The sequence below is a fragment of the Pseudomonas sp. VS40 genome (assembly GCF_018587885.1).
Taxonomy (GTDB): Bacteria; Pseudomonadota; Gammaproteobacteria; order Pseudomonadales; family Pseudomonadaceae; genus Aquipseudomonas; species Aquipseudomonas pergaminensis.
The window spans coordinates 442,723-460,118 of sequence record NZ_JAGYWD010000006.1 but is presented as its reverse complement, the minus strand read 5'-3'; the positions used below and the strand labels follow the sequence as shown (position 1 = coordinate 460,118).

The 17,396-nt window shown below is 61.9% G+C and carries 16 protein-coding genes and 1 riboswitch; of the genes, 7 read left to right on the top strand and 9 right to left on the bottom strand.

From position 1 onward, the window contains the following. Positions 1–4: 4 nt before the first annotated feature. Genes KHP07_RS20470 through KHP07_RS20460 form a run of 3 tightly spaced genes read right to left on the bottom strand, consistent with a single transcriptional unit; the run spans position 5 to position 2,777 of the window. Positions 5–769 carry an ABC transporter ATP-binding protein gene (locus KHP07_RS20470; protein ID WP_214497893.1) on the bottom strand — a complete coding sequence of 255 codons (765 nt, stop codon included), beginning with the start codon at positions 767–769 and terminating at the stop codon, positions 5–7. Then, positions 766–1,770, bottom strand: coding sequence for a FecCD family ABC transporter permease (locus KHP07_RS20465; protein WP_100490166.1), 1,005 nt, complete (start codon positions 1,768–1,770; stop codon positions 766–768). The genes KHP07_RS20470 and KHP07_RS20465 overlap by 4 nt, the downstream gene beginning before the upstream one ends. Beyond that, positions 1,767–2,777, bottom strand: coding sequence for an ABC transporter substrate-binding protein (locus KHP07_RS20460; RefSeq protein WP_078049442.1), 1,011 nt, complete (start codon positions 2,775–2,777; stop codon positions 1,767–1,769). The genes KHP07_RS20465 and KHP07_RS20460 overlap by 4 nt, the downstream gene beginning before the upstream one ends. Positions 2,778–2,893: 116 nt before the next feature. Then, positions 2,894–3,088, bottom strand: a riboswitch (cobalamin riboswitch). A 103-nt stretch (positions 3,089–3,191) separates the two neighbouring features. Between KHP07_RS20460 and KHP07_RS20455 the strand changes: the two genes are divergently transcribed. Beyond that, complete coding sequence (locus tag KHP07_RS20455; RefSeq protein WP_078049441.1) at positions 3,192–3,635, top strand: hypothetical protein; 444 nt, start codon at positions 3,192–3,194, stop codon at positions 3,633–3,635. Positions 3,636–4,213: 578 nt separating this feature from the next. Here KHP07_RS20455 and KHP07_RS20450 read toward each other — a convergent pair. Both KHP07_RS20450 and KHP07_RS20445 read right to left on the bottom strand, forming a co-directional pair. Next, positions 4,214–4,579 (bottom strand): hypothetical protein, encoded by a 366-nt coding sequence (locus tag KHP07_RS20450; protein WP_214497892.1) that lies wholly within the window; start codon positions 4,577–4,579, stop codon positions 4,214–4,216. 12 nt (positions 4,580–4,591) lie between these two features. Next, positions 4,592–5,518 (bottom strand): DNA/RNA non-specific endonuclease, encoded by a 927-nt coding sequence (locus tag KHP07_RS20445; RefSeq protein ID WP_078049440.1) that lies wholly within the window; start codon positions 5,516–5,518, stop codon positions 4,592–4,594. Between the two features lie 128 nt (positions 5,519–5,646). Here KHP07_RS20445 and KHP07_RS20440 point away from each other — a divergent pair, with 128 nt between their 5' ends. Further along, positions 5,647–6,711, top strand: a complete 1,065-nt coding sequence (locus tag KHP07_RS20440) for a M4 family metallopeptidase (RefSeq protein ID WP_078049439.1) — start codon at positions 5,647–5,649, stop codon at positions 6,709–6,711. A 14-nt stretch (positions 6,712–6,725) separates the two neighbouring features. Beyond that, on the top strand, positions 6,726–7,031 hold the full coding sequence (locus KHP07_RS20435; protein ID WP_028617138.1) for a protealysin inhibitor emfourin: 306 nt from the start codon (positions 6,726–6,728) through the stop codon (positions 7,029–7,031). A gap of 3 nt (positions 7,032–7,034) precedes the next feature. On the opposite strand, the gene KHP07_RS20430 is transcribed toward KHP07_RS20435, so the two are convergent. Then, a complete protein-coding gene (locus tag KHP07_RS20430) occupies positions 7,035–8,234 on the bottom strand; it encodes an MFS transporter (RefSeq protein WP_214497891.1) in 1,200 nt (399 codons plus the stop codon). Between the two features lie 111 nt (positions 8,235–8,345). On the opposite strand from KHP07_RS20430, the gene KHP07_RS20425 reads away from it, so the two are divergent. Next, the gene (locus KHP07_RS20425; protein ID WP_214497890.1) at positions 8,346–9,251 is read left to right on the top strand and encodes a LysR family transcriptional regulator; all 906 of its coding nucleotides are present in this window, start codon (positions 8,346–8,348) and stop codon (positions 9,249–9,251) included. Between the two features lie 34 nt (positions 9,252–9,285). Here the strand turns inward: KHP07_RS20425 and KHP07_RS20420 are convergent, their stop codons facing one another. Next, complete coding sequence (locus KHP07_RS20420; protein ID WP_214497889.1) at positions 9,286–10,668, bottom strand: aldehyde dehydrogenase family protein; 1,383 nt, start codon at positions 10,666–10,668, stop codon at positions 9,286–9,288. Positions 10,669–10,771: 103 nt separating this feature from the next. On the opposite strand from KHP07_RS20420, the gene ptrR reads away from it, so the two are divergent. Further along, entirely contained in the window at positions 10,772–11,641 is an 870-nt protein-coding gene (ptrR, locus tag KHP07_RS20415) for a putrescine utilization regulator PtrR (RefSeq protein ID WP_078049434.1), read from the top strand. Between the two features lie 26 nt (positions 11,642–11,667). Here the strand turns inward: ptrR and KHP07_RS20410 are convergent, their stop codons facing one another. Continuing rightward, on the bottom strand, positions 11,668–11,877 hold the full coding sequence (locus KHP07_RS20410; protein ID WP_017847720.1) for a hypothetical protein: 210 nt from the start codon (positions 11,875–11,877) through the stop codon (positions 11,668–11,670). Between the two features lie 157 nt (positions 11,878–12,034). Further along, on the bottom strand, positions 12,035–13,231 hold the full coding sequence (locus KHP07_RS20405) for an amino acid aminotransferase (RefSeq protein ID WP_078049433.1): 1,197 nt from the start codon (positions 13,229–13,231) through the stop codon (positions 12,035–12,037). A 344-nt stretch (positions 13,232–13,575) separates the two neighbouring features. Here KHP07_RS20405 and uvrB point away from each other — a divergent pair, with 344 nt between their 5' ends. Together uvrB and gltX are read left to right on the top strand one after the other, a co-directional pair. Beyond that, entirely contained in the window at positions 13,576–15,591 is a 2,016-nt protein-coding gene (gene uvrB / locus KHP07_RS20400; RefSeq protein WP_078049432.1) for an excinuclease ABC subunit UvrB, read from the top strand. A gap of 200 nt (positions 15,592–15,791) precedes the next feature. After that, a complete protein-coding gene (gltX, locus tag KHP07_RS20395) occupies positions 15,792–17,273 on the top strand; it encodes a glutamate--tRNA ligase (protein WP_025856465.1) in 1,482 nt (493 codons plus the stop codon). Positions 17,274–17,396: the final 123 nt, after the last annotated feature.

Here is a 17,396-nt window from a genome sequence, read left to right as displayed (position 1 = left end):
ACAATTAGATCGGGCGCAACCGCAATATCTGCGCCCCGTCGAACGGGTCGGTGAGGTAATGCGCCTGCACCCCAAAGGTTTCCTGTAACCGCTGCGGTGTGAGGACCTCCAGTGGTTTGCCCAGTGCCACCAACCGCCCGTGATCCAACACCGCCAGTCGATCACAGGTCAACGCCTGATTCAGATCATGCAAGGCAATCAAGGTGGTGACGGGCAACCCTTGCACGCCCTTCAAAATGCCAAGCTGATGCTGGATATCCAAATGATTGGTCGGCTCATCCAACAACAGGATCTGCGGCCGTTGCGCCAACGCACGGGCGATGTGCACCCGTTGGCGTTCACCGCCCGAGAGGCTGCGCCAGGCGCGTTGGCTCAGGTGGATGGCGTCGACGTCATGCAAGGCCTGGTTCACGATGGCGTCGTCTTCGCTCGACCACGGGCTCAGCGCCGACAGCCACGGCGTACGGCCCAGCGCCACGGCGTCGAACACGCGGATGGCGTCGTCGGTATCGGCCTGCTGTTCCACCACGGCCAGTTGTTGTGCGATGGCGCGGCGCGATAGCGTGCCCAGGCGCTGGCCGCCCAGCAACACGTCGCCAGACGCCGGCGTGCGCAGGCCGGCGAGCAGCTTGAGCAAAGTGGACTTGCCGGAGCCATTCGGCCCGACAATCCCCAAGGTTTCACCCAGCTGAACGTCCAGGTGGATATCGCGCAGCAGCTCGACCTCACGCACCTTGAAGCCCAGGCCGGTGCAGCTCAGTACGCTCATCGCGCATTCCTCCGGCCGATCAGGATCAGCGCGAACACCGGCGCGCCGACCAGCGCCGTGACCACCCCGACCGGAATCACCTGGCCCTTGATCAAAGTGCGTGAAAGCACGTCCGCCGCAATCAAAAACAGCGCACCGCCCAACGCACTCGCCGGCAGCAGGCGTGAATGCCCGGTGCCGAGCAGCAAGCGCACGGCGTGGGGAATCACCAGCCCGACAAAGCCGATGGAGCCGACAATCGACACCATCACCGCCGTCACCAGGGCCGCGCAGCCCACCAGCACAAATTGCACGCGGCGCACCGGGATACCAAGGGACGCCGCCGAGTCGCTGCCGAAGGTGAACGCATCCAGCGCCCGCCGGTGCCACAGGCACACGGCCAACCCAGCGACCGCTACCGGCACCGCCAGCCACACCGAGGGCCAGCGCACGCCGCTGAGGTTGCCCAGCAGCCAGAACATGATGCCGCGCGCCTGTTCGGAACTGGCCGACTTGGTGATCAGAAACGCGGTGAGTGCATTGAACAGCTGCGAGCCGGCAATGCCGGCGAGGATGATCTGGCCGGTGCCACTGGCCGAACCACTGGCACGCGCCAATAGGATCACCAGCGCAAATGCCGCCATCGCGCCGACGAATGCGCCGGCCGATAACGAAATCAAGCCACCGCCCACGCCCATCAACGCCACCAACACCGCGCCAGTCGAAGCGCCAGCGCTGATGCCCAGCAGGTACGGATCGGCCAGCGGGTTGCGCAACAGCGATTGCAGGATCACCCCGCAGGTGGCCAGCCCCGCACCGCACGCGGCTGCGACCAGGGCACGGGTGAGGCGGTAATTCCACACCACGCCTTCGTCGATGGGGTCGAGCACGTAGCCGGCCGCCCACAGTTTGTTGGCGAGTACCTGGAGCACCACGTGCGGCGAAATGGCGGTTTCACCGATGGCCACGCCGGCCAGTACGGCGGCCAGGAGCAGGGCCAGGGCGAGTAGGGTGCGCATCATTTCGGCAGGTCGTAGCCGTCGATGGCCGTGGCCAGTTGTTCAAGACCGTCGAACATGCGGATGCTGGCCTGCAATGCCAGGGCGTCGAGGATGATGATACGGTTGTTTTTCACCGCATCCATGTTGCGGGTCACCGGGTCGCTGCGCAAAAACGCCAGTTTCTTTTCATGGTCGTCGGCGGGGTAGCGGCGGCGGTCCATGCGCGCGATCACCAGGAAGGTCGGGTTGGCCTTGGCAATGGTTTCCCAGCCGACGGCGGGCCACTCTTCATCGGACTGCACCACGTTGGACAGGCCGAGGGTTTGCAGCATGAATTCGGGAATGCCTTTATGCCCGGCCACATACGGGTCGCTGGCCATCTCCGAACTGGAGAACCACACCAGCGCGCTGGCCTGCTTGAGGCCTTTGCCTTGCACGGTGGCGACGGACTTGGCCAGGCGTGCCTTGAGCTCATCGTTCAACTGCTGGCCGCGATCCTGAACGTCGAAAATCTGCGCCAGTTGGCTAATGCTCTTATAGATAGTCTCGATACGGAACGGCTCCAGCCGCGTGCCGTCGGCGCCCACCAGGTTGTCCTTGCCTTCACAGTCGGAGGGCAGCAGGTAGGTGGGGATCTTCAGTTCATGGAATTGCTCGCGGGTGCCGACCACGCCTTGCGGCCCGACTACCCATTCCAGCTCGGCGGCCACCAGTTGCGGGCGCTTGGCGATCACGGCTTCGAAGCTCGGCTCGTTGTTGGCCAGGCGCTCGATGCGGTCGTTCTGTGTTTTGTATTGCGGCAACACACTGTTGAACCACAGCGAGGTGCCGACCACTTTGTCGCCCACGCCCAAGGCATACAGCATCTCGGTGGCGGCCTGGCCGATGGTCACACTACGGGCGGGGGCTTGTTGGAAGCTGAGGCTGCTGCCGCAGTTTTCCACGGTCAGCGGGTAGTGGGTGGGCGCGGCGTGGGCCAGGGCACAGCAGCCAATGCCGGTGAGCAGGGCGGTAACGCGTGGCAGCATGGGGCTATCTCCGAATGAACCGTACGTGGAACTGGGGAGGTACGGTTCGGAAACACACCCTCGAGCGCTGTGGTAGAGACAGGCAAGAATGTCCTTCCCGGACACCCCGCCGGTTAGTGATTGAGCATGAGCCGGCAGGTCTCCTGACTGATGCGTCGTCGCCACGCTCCGGCCTTCCCGGACAAGGTCCAGTGGCATCGAGGAGCAGGCTCAGCACCTACAGTTGCGGGGGCAGTTCCGATTGGCGCGCAGGTACCGCGCTTCGGATTCCCTATTAGTCCCGTTTGGGAACCGGCGCGGTATGGTAGTCGATCGCGAGGTTGAACGGGAGGCCGAAAAGCCAGTGGTAGCTCTTTGAAGGTGGGGCACCTATGATGCGCAGCCAATGGATCGCTTTATCACAAGGAATACACAGTGAAATCTTTCATCGCGCTCGTACTCGTCGCCACGCTCGCCGGTTGTGCCACCCAGGGTAAATCTGAAAAGCAGATTTTTGACGAGGCCACCACCGCTTATGTCAAATCGATGCCAGCCGGGTCGGAACAGCTCCGTTTGCACACGACGAGCATCCCCAAGAGCGGTATGTTCGGCGATACCCTGGCGATTTCCATGGCCGGTGAGCAGAACGCTGCGCAACTGCGGGGAGAGCTGCTCAATGCCAAGCGCTTGGGCGATGGGTTCTTTTTGATTATCGGTGCCAGTACGCCGGTTGATGTTGCCGTGATTGGCAAGGCGGTTGAAGGGCAGGATTTGAAGGGCATGCAGATTTATTACTCGGGCACCGATGCGCAGAAGGACAAAGTGCGTACGGCGGTTGAGAAGACCCAGGCGCAGTTTCATTACATCAATGCGCAATGAGGGTCGGCCAACGGGCGCAGGTATCTACACCACGCTGGGTACGGCGCTGGCGGCTTGACGGCCGGGCGCAACCTTACTGTTAACCGCCGCGATCCAGAGTGTGGGCGCTGACTTGCTCGCGAAGGCGGCCTAACTGCCGACCACTCTTTTACTGTTGCCCCGCGATCTAAATGTGAGAGCTGGCTTGCCTGCGAAAGCGGCCTGACAGCCGACCACACTCTAACTGCCACCCCACGATCCAAATGTGGGAGCTGGCTTGCCTGCGAAAGCGGCCTGACAGCCGACCACAAACTAACTGTCGCCCCGCGATCCAAAAATGTGGGAGCTGGCTTGCCTGCGAAAGCGGCCTGACAGCCGACCACTCTCTAACTGCCACCCCACGCCCCAAATGTGGGAGCTGGCTTGCCTGCGAAGACGGCCTAACAGCCGACCACGCTCTAACTGCCACCCCACGATCCAAATGTGGGAGCTGGCTTGCCTGCGAAGGCGGCCTGACAGCCGACCTGGGTGTTGGATCTGATCGGGTACATATCCGTTATTTAGGTAAAGGCTTCTATTGGTTCCGCCCTTACGGCGGGTCACTTTGGAAAAGAGCCCCAAAGTAACCAAAGGGCTCTTGCCCCAACACTCGGCACCTCGCCTAGGCTCGGTGTGCCCGTAATCCGACAGGTATTTGGGGGGGCGCCGCCACGCGCCATCCATGGCGCGGGGCGGCTAAACCGGCATCCCTGCCGGTTTACCCCCCAAATCCCTGTCGAATTCCGGCCAGCGTGTTTGACGGGGCGCCTGAGATCAAAAGCAGTATCAAGATCAAGATCAAGATCAAGATCAAGATCAAGATCAAGATCAAGATCAAGATCAAGATCAAGATCAAGATCAAGATCAAGACCACGAGCGGCTTGCTTCGCATCGTGGTTGGTGTTGGGTGTGACGCCGTTCAACATGTGAAGCCTCGGTCAGAGACGTATGTCCTCTGGACCTTGTATCAGCGCTTCAATGCGCGTGCCGGTGGCGCGTTCTTCGTTGCTGAAACCGTCGTAGTCGGCCAGGTTGGCGAAGCGGATGCCGGTCAGGCGTTCTATCTGGATGACGCTGCGCTGGTAGGTCCTGAGTTGGCCGAACACCAGGTCGAGTTGGCCCAGTTCGCGGCTCTGATCGATCATGTAGGCACTGGCCGAAGGCTTGCCGTCATCGCTGAGGTAGGCGACGACTTTCCAGAATGCCTTGGGGATCTGCACGCCTCGGTACACACGGTCGTCGTCGGCGAACACCGGGCCGCTGAACACGGTGGCCCGGGCTTTCCAGCGTTGGGTGTTGTCGAGGATGTAGTCTTCGAGCTCCAGCCAGGTCTTCTGGTTGAACCCGCTCATCTGCGGCGAACAGTTGGTGAAATGGAAGGTGTCGAGGTTGGCGGTTTGCGCCGTGTCGCCCCAGTTGGGGTCTTGGCGGCGGACCAGGTGGCCGCGGTCCAGGCCATTGCTGGCATAGAGCGCTTCGCCCACCTGTGCGTCCGTGGGCAAGCGGCCGTCATAGGCCCAGGTGTCGTTGCTGCGGATGATGTCTACGTGCTGGCCGCCGTCGATGTTGACGCCCACGTACAGTGCGAGGCGCTTCGCGCGTGACATCGTGATTGAGAAGTGCGTGTAGTCCAGGCGCTTCTGTGTATCAGCCGCCAAGGCCTCCTCGACCGTGGGCCAGGGCACCGCGAAGCTGCCGAGAAAGTCGTCAGCGTAACCGCGCCGGTCCTTCAAGTCTTTGGCCGGTGTGACGCGGGGTGTCGCCGCTCGCGCCGCCAGTAACGTGGGGCTCGGTGCGATCAATGGGCGCAGGTCGGCGAGCCGGGGACGGTACGAAAGGTCGATTTTGGTTTTACGTGCGGGCATCGGTAAGTCCTCCTTGGATAAACACGACTGCAACATACGTTAATGACAATTGATGATGCGCGTTAGCCCCCTGGGTCTATCCTGAATCGATTACTCGGACGTTGTCACATGCCAAATGGAGCCAGCCAATGTGTGTTCGTCAGCAGCATCGCAATCCGATTTTCTGCCTCATCCCGCCCTATATGCTCGACCAGATCGCGCGCAACGGCGACAAGGCGCAACGGGAGGTCGCGCTGCGCACCCGCGCCAAGGACAGCACGTTCCGCTCGTTGCGCATGGTCGCCGTACCGGCCCAAGGCCCGGCGCGCATGGCCCTGGCCATGGGCGCCGGCAAGCGTCGCTCGATCTACAGCGCCGCAGGTACCGATAGCCTGCCCGGCACGCTGATCCGTGGCGAAGGGCAGCCTGCCAGCGGTGATGCGGCGGTGGACGAGGCCTATGATGGCTTGGGCGCCACCTTCGATTTTTTCGACGAGGTCTTTGACCGCAACTCCATCGACGATGCCGGCATGGCATTGGACGCCACCGTGCATTTTGGCCAGAACTACAACAACGCGTTCTGGAACTCGACCCAGATGGTGTTCGGGGATGGAGACGCGCAGTTGTTCAACCGCTTCACGGTGGCCCTCGACGTGATTGGCCATGAGTTGGCCCATGGCGTCACCGAAGACGAGGCCAAGCTGATGTATTTCAACCAGTCCGGGGCGTTGAACGAGTCGCTGTCGGACGTGTTCGGTTCGCTGATCAAGCAATACGCGTTGAAGCAAAGCGCGGAAGACGCCGATTGGCTGATCGGCAAAGGGCTGTTCACCAAGAAGATCAAAGGCACCGCCCTACGTTCGATGAAAGCCCCCGGCACCGCGTTTGACGACAAACTGCTGGGCAAGGACCCGCAGCCCGGGCACATGGATGATTTTGTGCAAACCTACGAGGATAACGGCGGGGTGCATATCAATTCCGGCATTCCCAACCATGCGTTCTACCAGGTGGCGACAGCGCTGGGCGGGTTTGCCTGGGAGCGCGCCGGGCGCATCTGGTATGACGCGCTGCGCGATGCGCGGCTGCGGCCCAACTCCGGCTTCCTGCGCTTTGCGCGTATCACTTACGATGTTGCGGGCCGACTCTACGGCGCAAACAAGGATGAACAGAAAGCGGTCAAGGACGGTTGGAAGGCGGTCGGCATTGCTGTCTGACGCGAGGAACAACCATGCAAATTTCAATCAAGGAAAATGGCGGGCCTGGGTTCTTTCCGGGCCTGGCCAAGCCACAGACGGTGGAACTGGACGCGCTGCCGGAGCAGGACCAGCAGGAGTTGCGGCGGCTTGTCGAGGCCTGCGACTTCTTTCAATTGCCGCAAAGCAATGCACCTGCCACCGGTAATCCGGGCCAGGTGCATTACACCCTGACGGTGAAGGAGGATCAGCGCGAGCACACGGTCTGCGTGCTGGCGCCGGTGAAGTCGCAGGCGCTGGACGGGCTGGTGCAGTGTGTGCGTCGGCATGTGCGCTGCTGATGTTCAGGTGGCAGCTTTAACCCTGCCTGCCAGGCACGCGCCCAGGCTGTAGAGCAACCCGCCCGCGACCACAAACAGCGCCAGCATGTAGAACATGGCGTGGGCGGGCTGTGTCGCCAGCACCATCCCGCACAGCACCGGCCCTAGGGCTGCGCCGACGTTGCCGAGGTTTTGCGCGCCGTAGTACATGCCCCGCAGAGGCTCGGGCGCGATGATGTCGATGAACATGTACTCGGCAGGGAACACGATGATCTCTCCCAAGGTGAAGATCGCCATGGACAGCACCCAGCACATCAGTGAGGTGGACAAGCCGAACCCCGCCAGCCCGGCGATAAACATGCCCAGCCCACCAGCAAGCCACAGGTGCAGGTGTTGATGGGTGATGCGCTTGCCGATCATGTATTGCAGGCTGATCACCATCAGCGCGTTGGTGGCCACCACGCTGCTGATGATCCGGTACGCCGCCTCGGCCGTGGTGGTGACGACCAGGTATTGCGAGAGGTAGGCGGTGAACTGGCCAAACACCACTGCGCTGAGCATCCCTCCCACGGTAAAGCACACCAAGCGGTAGTCCCGCAGCAGTCGTTTGCCGACCGCCAGGAACGGCGCGCCATGCTGGTTGGCAGGGGTCGGCACCCAGTGCCTGTCGCCCCACACGCAATACACCGTAAAGAACCCGGCCCCAAGTACCGCCGACGCCAGGAAGGGCAGGCTGATAGCGAGCGTAGCCAGCCCTGCACCGAGAAAGGGGCCGACGGCATAGCCGACATTGGTCAGGGTGTATTTGATCGAAAACGCTTCGCTGCGCGCATCAACGGGCAGTAGCCGGCCAAATCCGGATTTGACCGCAATGTCGATCACGGCATACGCCAGGTTGATCGCGACCAGGCAGGTGAAGAACACCCACAGTTCTCGCGCGATGAACGCGCCCAGAAAGCCCAGGGTGAAAACTGCGCAACAGCCCAGGAGCAAACGATAACCGGGCAGGCTGTCCACCAGGTAACCGCCATACAGGCTCATCACGGAGCCGATGATCAGCGAGCTGCCGATCACCAGGCCGATGTCGGCCACGCCCAAGCCGAACTCGCCCGACAGGTAGATCACCAGGTAGGGCAAGGTGATCGCCCTGGCGAGCGTCAACACCAGTGACGCACCCAGCAGCAGGTTGACGGTCAGGGGGTAGTTTTTCAGCGTGGTCAGCATCCGGGCCTCAGTGTCAGCGTTTGTCAGGCATAGCTTACTGTTGAGTTGAATTCTGATTTAGGATGATTTTTACCGAGTTACCTGAATTGAATTCACGAATACAGGACGTCCATGTTTTCTTCCGAACGCTTGAAAGGTATCGATGTGTTTGTGTGTGTCGCGGACTACGGCAGCTTTACCGCCGCTGCCGAGAAGATGAACCTGACGGCGTCGGCCATCAGTAAAAGCATCGCGCGGCTGGAAAAACGCCTGGGCGCTCGGCTGTTCCTGCGCACGACACGGCGCTTGTCCCTCACCGAGGCCGGCGTGGCGTTTTACCGTACCTGCACGGGCGTGCTGGCTGACCTGGAGGACGCCGAGCTGTCGCTGCGCGCCGAGCAAAGTGAACCGCGCGGACGTGTGCGCATTGACCTGCCCAGTGTGTTCGGGCGCGTCCGCGTGTTGCCGATGCTGCTGCCTTTGCTGCAGGCATTTCCGTCCTTGGTGCCGCACATTTCCTTCAGTGACGGGTTAGTGGATCCATTTAAAGAGGGCGTGGATGTGGTGGTGCGCATCGGTGGTGCGGATGTCTGGCCGGAAACGGTGGAGCAGCGTGTGCTTGCGCGTGAATGGCACACCCTGTGCGCCTCGCCGGCCTATTTGGCGAATCATGGCGTGCCGACATCCGAACAGGCACTTGAGCAGCATCAGTGCATCGCCTACGGCTGGGTGGACGGACGCATCAGCCCCTGGGACTTTGCCTGTGAACCGGGCACTCCGCGGCGTTGGCAGATGACGCCGCACCTGGTGATCGGCAATGGCGATGGCTTGATGCAGGCTGCGTTGGCCGGTTGTGGGATCGTGCAACTGCCGTCGTGGGTGGTCCGGCCATCGCTGGAGGAAGGCAAGCTGGTTGAGGTGTTGCCGCAGTTGGCCACTGAAGGGGCTGCGATCAGGCTGGCCTGGGTCAAGAATCGCCAGGCGTTGCCCAAGGTCAGTGTGGTACTGGAAGCCTTGGCGGCGGGGCTGAGTGGTTGATAGCCACGATCCGTGCCCGCGCCGCCGAAGCGTCTTACTTGCGATCCAGCCACACCGTCTGTGCGTTGCAGAACTCCCGCACGCCGAAGTGCGACAACTCACGCCCGAAACCGCTCTTCTTGATCCCGCCAAACGCCACCCGAGGGTCGGAGACGCTGAAGGCATTGACGAAGATGCCGCCGGTTTCCAGCTGGTTGGCGATATCGCGCGCCTTTGCCGGGTCGGTGGTGAAAATGCTGGCGGTGAGGCCGAACTCGCTGTCATTCGCCAGGGCCACGGCATGGTCGGCGTCGCGGGCGGTGATGATCGAGGCGACGGGCCCGAACAGTTCCTGTTTGAACGAGGTCATCTGGTCGGTGACGTTGGCCAACACGGTCGGCGCATAGTAGTTGCCGGCGCCGGGTACTTTGTTGCCGCCGAGCAGCAGGGTAGCACCTTCTTCCAGGGTGGCCTGGACCTGGCCGTGCAGCTCGTCGCGCAGGTCGAAGCGGGCCATCGGGCCGATGTAGGTGGCGGCTGACGTCGGGTCGCCCATCACCATCGCACGGCTGGCCTCCAGGAATTTGGCGGTGAAGGCTTCGACCACACCCGCTTCGATGATCAGGCGTTTGGCGGCGGCGCAGACCTGGCCGCTGTTCTGGAAGCGGCCGATCAGCGCGGCTTGCACGGCGGCGTCGAGGTCGGCGTCGTTGAGCACGATGAAGGGATCGGAGCCGCCCAGTTCCAGCACGCATTTTTTCAGCGCGGCGCCGGCCTGGGAGCCGATGGCGATACCGGCACGTACGCTGCCGGTGAGGGTGACGGCGGCGATGCGTGGGTCGGCGATGGCTTTGGATACGCCGTCGTTGGTGACGTTGACCACTTCAAACAGGCCTTCGGCGAACCCGGCTTTGTGGAAGGCCTGCTGGATCAGGTACGCGCTGCCCATGACGTTCGGTGCGTGTTTGAGCACATAGGTGTTGCCGGCCAGCATGGTCGGCACGGCGCCGCGCAGTACTTGCCACACCGGGAAATTCCACGGCATCACCGCGAAGATCGGGCCCAGCGGGCGGTACTCGATCTGGGCGCTGCCGTTGTCCACCAGCGTCGGTTCCGGGGCGAGCATGGCCGGGCCGTGGGCGGCGTACCATTCGCTGAGCTGTGCGCATTTTTCGATTTCGGCACGGGCCTGGGCGATGGGTTTGCCCATTTCCAGGGTGATCATCTGCGCCATGTCTTCGGCTTGCTCACGCAGGGCACTGGCCAGGCTCAGCAGCAACTCGGCGCGCTGGCTCACCGGCTGGCGGCGCCAGGTGCGGAAGGCGCGAGTGGCACGGTCGAGGGCGGCGTCCAGTTGCTGCTCGGTTTCGTAGGGATAGCTGCCGACCGTTTCGCCGTTGGCGGGGTTGATCGAGAGAGCGTGGGTGGTCGCGTTCATGGCACCGTCCTGCTGAATGATTAAGTTGGGTTCAGCGTACGGGGCTGGCTCTTTTCTGGAAACTGAATAATATTAAGCAATACATTCACGATTGGAGAATGACTTGGATCTGGTGCAGCTGGAAATTTTCAAGGCCGTTGCCGAGCAAGGCAGCATCAGCGCCGCCGCGCAGTTGATTCATCGCGTGCCGTCGAACCTGACCACGCGTATCAAGCAACTGGAGCAGGACCTGGGCGTGGAATTGTTCATCCGCGAGAAAAGCCGCTTGCGCCTGTCACCGGCGGGGTGGAATTTCCTCGGTTATGCGCGGCGCATCCTCGACCTAGTGCAGGAAGCACGCGCGACCGTGGCGGGGGAGGAGCCCCAGGGCGCGTTTGCCCTTGGCTCGCTGGAAAGTACCGCAGCAGTGCGCATCCCGGCGCTGCTGGCGGCGTACAACCAGAAGCACACCAAGGTTGAGTTGGACCTGAGCACCGGCCCCTCGGGCACCATGATTGAAGGCGTGCTGTCGGGGCGGCTGACGGCGGCGTTTGTCGACGGGCCGGTGCTGCATTCCACCCTGGAAGGCGTGGCGGTGTTTGAAGAGGAGATGGTGGTGATTGCGCCGCTGCACCACGCGCCGATCAAACGCGGCCAGGACGTGAATGGCGAAAATATCTACACCTTTCGCTCCAACTGTTCGTACCGGCATCACTTTGAGCGCTGGTTCTCACAGGACGGCGCGGCACCGGGCAAGATCTTCGAGATAGAGTCCTACCACGGCATGCTCGCCTGTGTCAGCGCCGGGGCGGGGCTGGCGCTGATGCCGCGCAGCATGCTGGAGAACATGCCTGGGTTCGCGGCGGTGAGTGTGTGGCCGCTGGCGGACAACTTCCGGATATTGAACACCTGGCTGATCTGGCGGCGGGGGACGGTGTCGCAGAGCTTGAACAGCTTTGTGACATTGCTGGAGGAGCGCGTCCCCCCACTGTAGGGAGTGTCAGCCAGTAAGCGGGGGTGTCAGCCGCCGAATTGCAGGGTACCCATGGCCAATTTTGCCATGATTGCCGTCGCGCCCAGTTGCACCAGCCACAAGGCCAGGCCGCCCAGAAACACGCCCAGGGCGACTTGCAGCACCAGGCTCTTCTGGCGCTTGGCTTGCGGTGCGCGTGGGGTGAAGTGGTCCAGCTCGTCGCGGTCGGCACGCAGGTCCAGGTCGTCGTTTCTCATAAGGCTCTCACAGCAAAGGGGCAGTCAGGGTTCAGTCTAGGGGTTGCGCGTTACGCCCAGTGAATTTTTTGCAAGCTCGCTCACCACAGGTTCAGTGTTCCCTAACAAAAAAGGGGAAGCCCATGAATGGCTTCCCCCCTCGTCACCTGCTCAAGGCTTACAGCACCTGAACAATCGCCTTGGTCACCGCACCAATGTTCGACTGGTTCAACGCCGCCACGCAGATACGCCCGGTATCCAGCGCGTAGATGCCAAACTCGCTGCGCAAGCGGGTGACTTGCTCAACGGTCAGGCCGGAGTAGGAGAACATCCCGCGCTGGCGACCGACGAAGCTGAAGTCGTGGCCCGGAGCAGCCTTGGCCAGTTCGGCCACCATCTGCTCGCGCATGCCACGGATGCGCAGGCGCATTTCAGCCAGTTCGGCTTCCCACTGGGCACGCAGCTCAGGGTTGTTCAGTACGGCAGCAACGATGGCCGCGCCGTGGGTCGGCGGGTTGGAATAGTTGGTGCGGATCACGCGCTTGACCTGGGACAGGATGCGCGCGCTTTCTTCCTTGGACTCGCCGACGATGGACAGTGCGCCCACACGCTCGCCGTACAGGGAGAACGACTTGGAGAACGAGCTGGACACAAAGAAGGTCAGGCCCGACTCAGCGAACAGGCGCACTGCGGCGGCGTCTTCGTGGATGCCGTCGCCAAAGCCCTGGTAGGCCATGTCGAGGAACGGCACCAGGTTCTTGGCCTTGACCACGTCCAGCACGTTCTGCCAGTCGGCCGGGCTCAGGTCGACACCGGTCGGGTTGTGGCAGCAGGCGTGCAGCACCACGATGGACTGTGGCGGCAGGGCGTTGAGGTCTTCGAGCAGGCCGGCACGGTTAACGTCGTGGGTGGCGGCGTCGTAGTAGCGGTAGTTCTGCACCGGGAAGCCGGCGGTTTCGAACAGGGCGCGGTGGTTTTCCCAGCTCGGGTCGCTGATGGCAACGACGGCATTTGGCAGCAGTTGCTTGAGGAAGTCTGCGCCCAGCTTCAGGGCGCCGGTGCCGCCCACCGCTTGCACGGTGACGACACGGCCGGCTGCCAGCAGGGGCGAGGTCTCACCGAACAGCAGCGTCTGCACAGCCTTGTCGTAGGCTGCGATGCCGTCGATCGGCAAGTAGCCACGGGCGGCGTGTTGCGCCACGCGAATGGCTTCCGCTTCGGCAACGGCACGCAAGAGTGGAATCTTCCCCTCCTCGTTGCAGTAAACGCCCACGCCAAGGTTGACCTTGGTGGTTCGTGTGTCGGCGTTGAATGCTTCGTTGAGGCCCAGGATAGGATCGCGTGGTGCCATTTCGACAGCGGAGAACAGGCTCATTTTTGCGGCAGCTCTATGGGGGAATGGAGGGACGTGTCGCGCTCCAGCCGAATGCACTAGAGCGGTGCACAAACGGGGAGCTAGTATAGAGGCCATCACCGTCAAGGGCGACAGCCGAAATGGCTTTTCGGCCAAGTTTTTCGGTTTATTTGCCGACCGTTAGTCTTATTGCAACATTGGTCCGCGACGGCAGGTAGGACGATTGCCTTGAAACCCGTCACATTCGCCACCACTTCTATGGCTATCATGGTTTTTTCCTACGGCCCGCTTTGAATCTTCGCGGGTGGTGGTCTATTTCGTCCTCGACGGGTTTACAGTCTGGGGGTGACTACACGAGGTACGTTATGTCGGATTTCCAACTCGTCACCCGCTTTGAACCCGCTGGCGATCAGCCAGAAGCGATTCGCCAGATGGTCGAGGGCATCGAAGCCGGCCTGGCCCACCAGACGCTGCTTGGGGTGACCGGTTCAGGCAAGACCTTCAGCATCGCCAACGTGATCGCGCAGATCAATCGTCCTACCCTGGTGCTGGCGCCGAACAAGACCCTGGCCGCGCAGCTCTATGGCGAGTTCAAGGCGTTCTTCCCGAACAATGCGGTGGAGTACTTCGTTTCCTACTACGACTACTACCAGCCCGAAGCCTACGTGCCGTCCTCCGATACCTTTATCGAGAAGGATGCGTCGATCAACGACCATATCGAGCAGATGCGGCTGTCGGCGACCAAGGCGCTGCTGGAGCGCAAGGACGCGATCATCGTCACCACGGTGTCGTGCATCTACGGCCTGGGCAGCCCGGAAACCTATCTGAAGATGGTGCTGCACGTCGACCGCGGCGACAAACTCGACCAGCGCGAGCTGCTGCGCCGGCTGACCAGCCTGCAGTACACCCGCAACGACATGGACTTTGCCCGCGCCACCTTCCGCGTGCGGGGCGATGTCATCGACATTTACCCGGCGGAATCGGACCTGGAAGCGATCCGCATCGAGCTGTTCGACGATGAAGTCGAGAGCCTGTCGGCCTTCGACCCGCTGACCGGCGAGGTGATCCGCAAACTGCCGCGCTTCACCTTCTATCCGAAAAGCCACTACGTGACCCCGCGTGAAACCCTGATGGGCGCCATCGAGGGCATCAAGACCGAGTTGGCCGAGCGCCTGGAGTACCTGCGTTCCAATAACAAGCTGGTGGAAGCCCAGCGTCTGGAGCAGCGCACCCGCTTTGACTTGGAGATGATCCTGGAGCTGGGGTACTGCAACGGTATCGAAAACTACTCGCGCTACCTGTCGGGCCGTGAGTCCGGCGCGCCGCCGCCGACCCTCTACGATTACCTGCCGCCCGACGCGTTGCTGGTGATCGACGAATCCCACGTCAGCGTGCCGCAAGTGGGCGCGATGTATAAGGGTGACCGTTCGCGTAAGGAAACCCTGGTGGAATACGGCTTCCGCCTGCCGTCGGCGCTGGATAACCGGCCGATGCGCTTTGATGAGTGGGAAGCCATCAGCCCGCAGACCATCTTTGTGTCCGCCACGCCGGGCAACTATGAGGCCGAGCATGCCGGTCGCGTGATCGAGCAACTGGTGCGCCCGACTGGCCTGGTCGACCCGGAAATCGAAATCCGCCCGGCGCTGACCCAGGTCGACGACCTGCTTTCGGAGATCACCAAGCGCGTGGCCCTGGAAGAGCGTGTGCTGGTGACCACGCTGACCAAGCGCATGTCCGAAGACTTGACCGACTACCTGGCCGACCACGGCGTGCGCGTGCGCTACCTGCACTCGGACATCGACACTGTGGAGCGTGTGGAGATCATCCGCGACCTGCGCCTGGGCACCTTTGATGTGCTGGTGGGGATCAACCTGCTGCGCGAAGGCCTGGACATGCCGGAAGTGTCGCTGGTGGCGATCCTCGATGCGGACAAGGAGGGCTTCCTGCGCTCCGAGCGTTCGCTGATCCAGACCATTGGCCGTGCTGCGCGGAACCTCAATGGCCGGGCGATTCTTTACGCAGACCGCATCACCGGCTCCATGGAGCGTGCGATTGGCGAGACCCAGCGCCGTCGCGACAAGCAGATCGCGTTCAACCTGGAAAATGGCATCACCCCGAAAGGTGTGTTCAAGGATGTCGCCGACATCATGGAAGGCGCCACCGTGCCGGGCTCGCGCAGCAAGAAGCGCAAGGGCATGGCCAAGGCCGCCGAGGAAAGCGCCAAGTACGAAAACGAACTGCGCTCGCCGAGTGAGATCACCAAGCGTATCCGCCAGCTGGAAGAGAAGATGTACCAGTTGGCGCGAGACCTGGAGTTTGAGGCTGCGGCGCAGACGCGGGATGAGATTGGCAAGTTGCGTGAGCGGTTGCTGGCTGTTTGATCTTGCAGGGGCGGTGATGGCCTCTTCGCGAGCAAGCCCGCTCCCACTGTTGACCGCATTCTCATGTCGGAAATCGGTCAAGGGTGGGAGCGGGCTTGCTCGCGAATGCAGGCACCTCGGTCTGCCAGAATCACCCAAGCTGGTGTTACCATTCGCCCCTTGTTTCAATTTTCAGTTATATCGCCCATTCGAGACCTGCCATGACCACCGTCCGCACGCGCATCGCGCCATCGCCTACTGGGGATCCCCACGTCGGCACTGCTTACATCGCCTTGTTCAACTACTGCTTTGCCAAGCAGCACGGCGGTGAATTCATCCTGCGGATCGAAGACACCGACCAACTGCGCTCCACCCGTGAGTCGGAACAGCAGATTTTCGATGCCCTGCGCTGGCTGGGCATTACCTGGGCGGAAGGCCCGGACGTCGGCGGCCCGCACGGCCCGTATCGCCAGAGCGAGCGCAGCGACATCTACAAGCAGTACACCCAGCAGCTGGTCGACATGGGCCACGCGTTCCCTTGTTTCTGCACCGCAGAAGAGCTGGACCAGATGCGCGCCGAGCAACAGGCCCGTGGCGAAACCCCGCGCTACGATGGCCGCGCGTTGCTGCTGTCGAAAGAAGAAGTCGCCCGTCGCCTGGCCGCTGGCGAGCCGCATGTGATCCGCATGAAAGTGCCAAGCGAAGGCGTGTGCGTGGTGCCGGACATGCTGCGCGGTGACGTCGAGATCCCGTGGGACCGCATGGACATGCAGGTGCTGATGAAGACCGATGGCCTGCCGACGTACTTCCTGGCCAACGTTGTCGACGACCACCTGATGGGCATCACCCACGTGCTGCGCGGCGAAGAATGGCTGCCGTCGGCGCCGAAGTTGATCCTGCTCTACGAGTACTTCGGCTGGGAACAACCGCAGCTGTGCTACATGCCGCTGCTGCGTAACCCGGACAAGAGCAAGCTGTCCAAGCGCAAGAACCCGACTTCGGTGACGTTCTACGAGCGCATGGGCTTCATGCCTGAGGCGATGCTCAATTACCTGGGCCGCATGGGCTGGTCGATGCCGGACGAGCGCGAGAAGTTCTCGCTGCAGGAAATGGTCGACAACTTCGACCTGTCCCGCGTGTCCCTGGGCGGGCCGATCTTTGACATCGAGAAGCTGTCGTGGCTCAACGGCCAGTGGCTGCGTGACCTGCCGGTGGAAGAGTTCGCCAGCCGCGTGCAGCAGTGGGCGCTGAACCCTGAGTACATGATGAAGATCGCGCCGCTGGTGCAGGGCAGGGTGGAGACGTTCAGCCAGGTCGCGCCGCTGGCCAGTTTCTTCTTTGCCGGGGGCGTTAACCCGGATCCCAAGCTGTTCGAATCCAAGAAGCTCTCGGGTGACCAGGTTCGCCAGTTGATGCAGTTGATCCTGTGGAAGCTGGAAAGCCTGCGCCAGTGGGAGAAGGATGCGATCACCGCGACGATCCAGGCAGTGGTGGAGTCTCTGGAATTGAAACTGCGCGATGCCATGCCACTGATGTTTGCCGCGATCACCGGGCAGGCCAGTTCGGTGTCGGTGCTCGATGCGATGGAAATTCTCGGCCCGGACCTTACGCGTTTCCGTCTGCGCCAAGCCCTTGATTTGCTTGGTGGTGTGTCGAAGAAAGAAAACAAAGAGTGGGAAAAGCTGCTGGGCGCCATCGCCTAAGCACGCGGTTGAAACGACGAAACCCCGGTTTTCCGGGGTTTCGCCGGTAAGTGATTGTTATCCCGGCAAAAAATTTTGGAAATTGTTGAAAATAAATTTGACACACTTCCAAACCGCCATTAA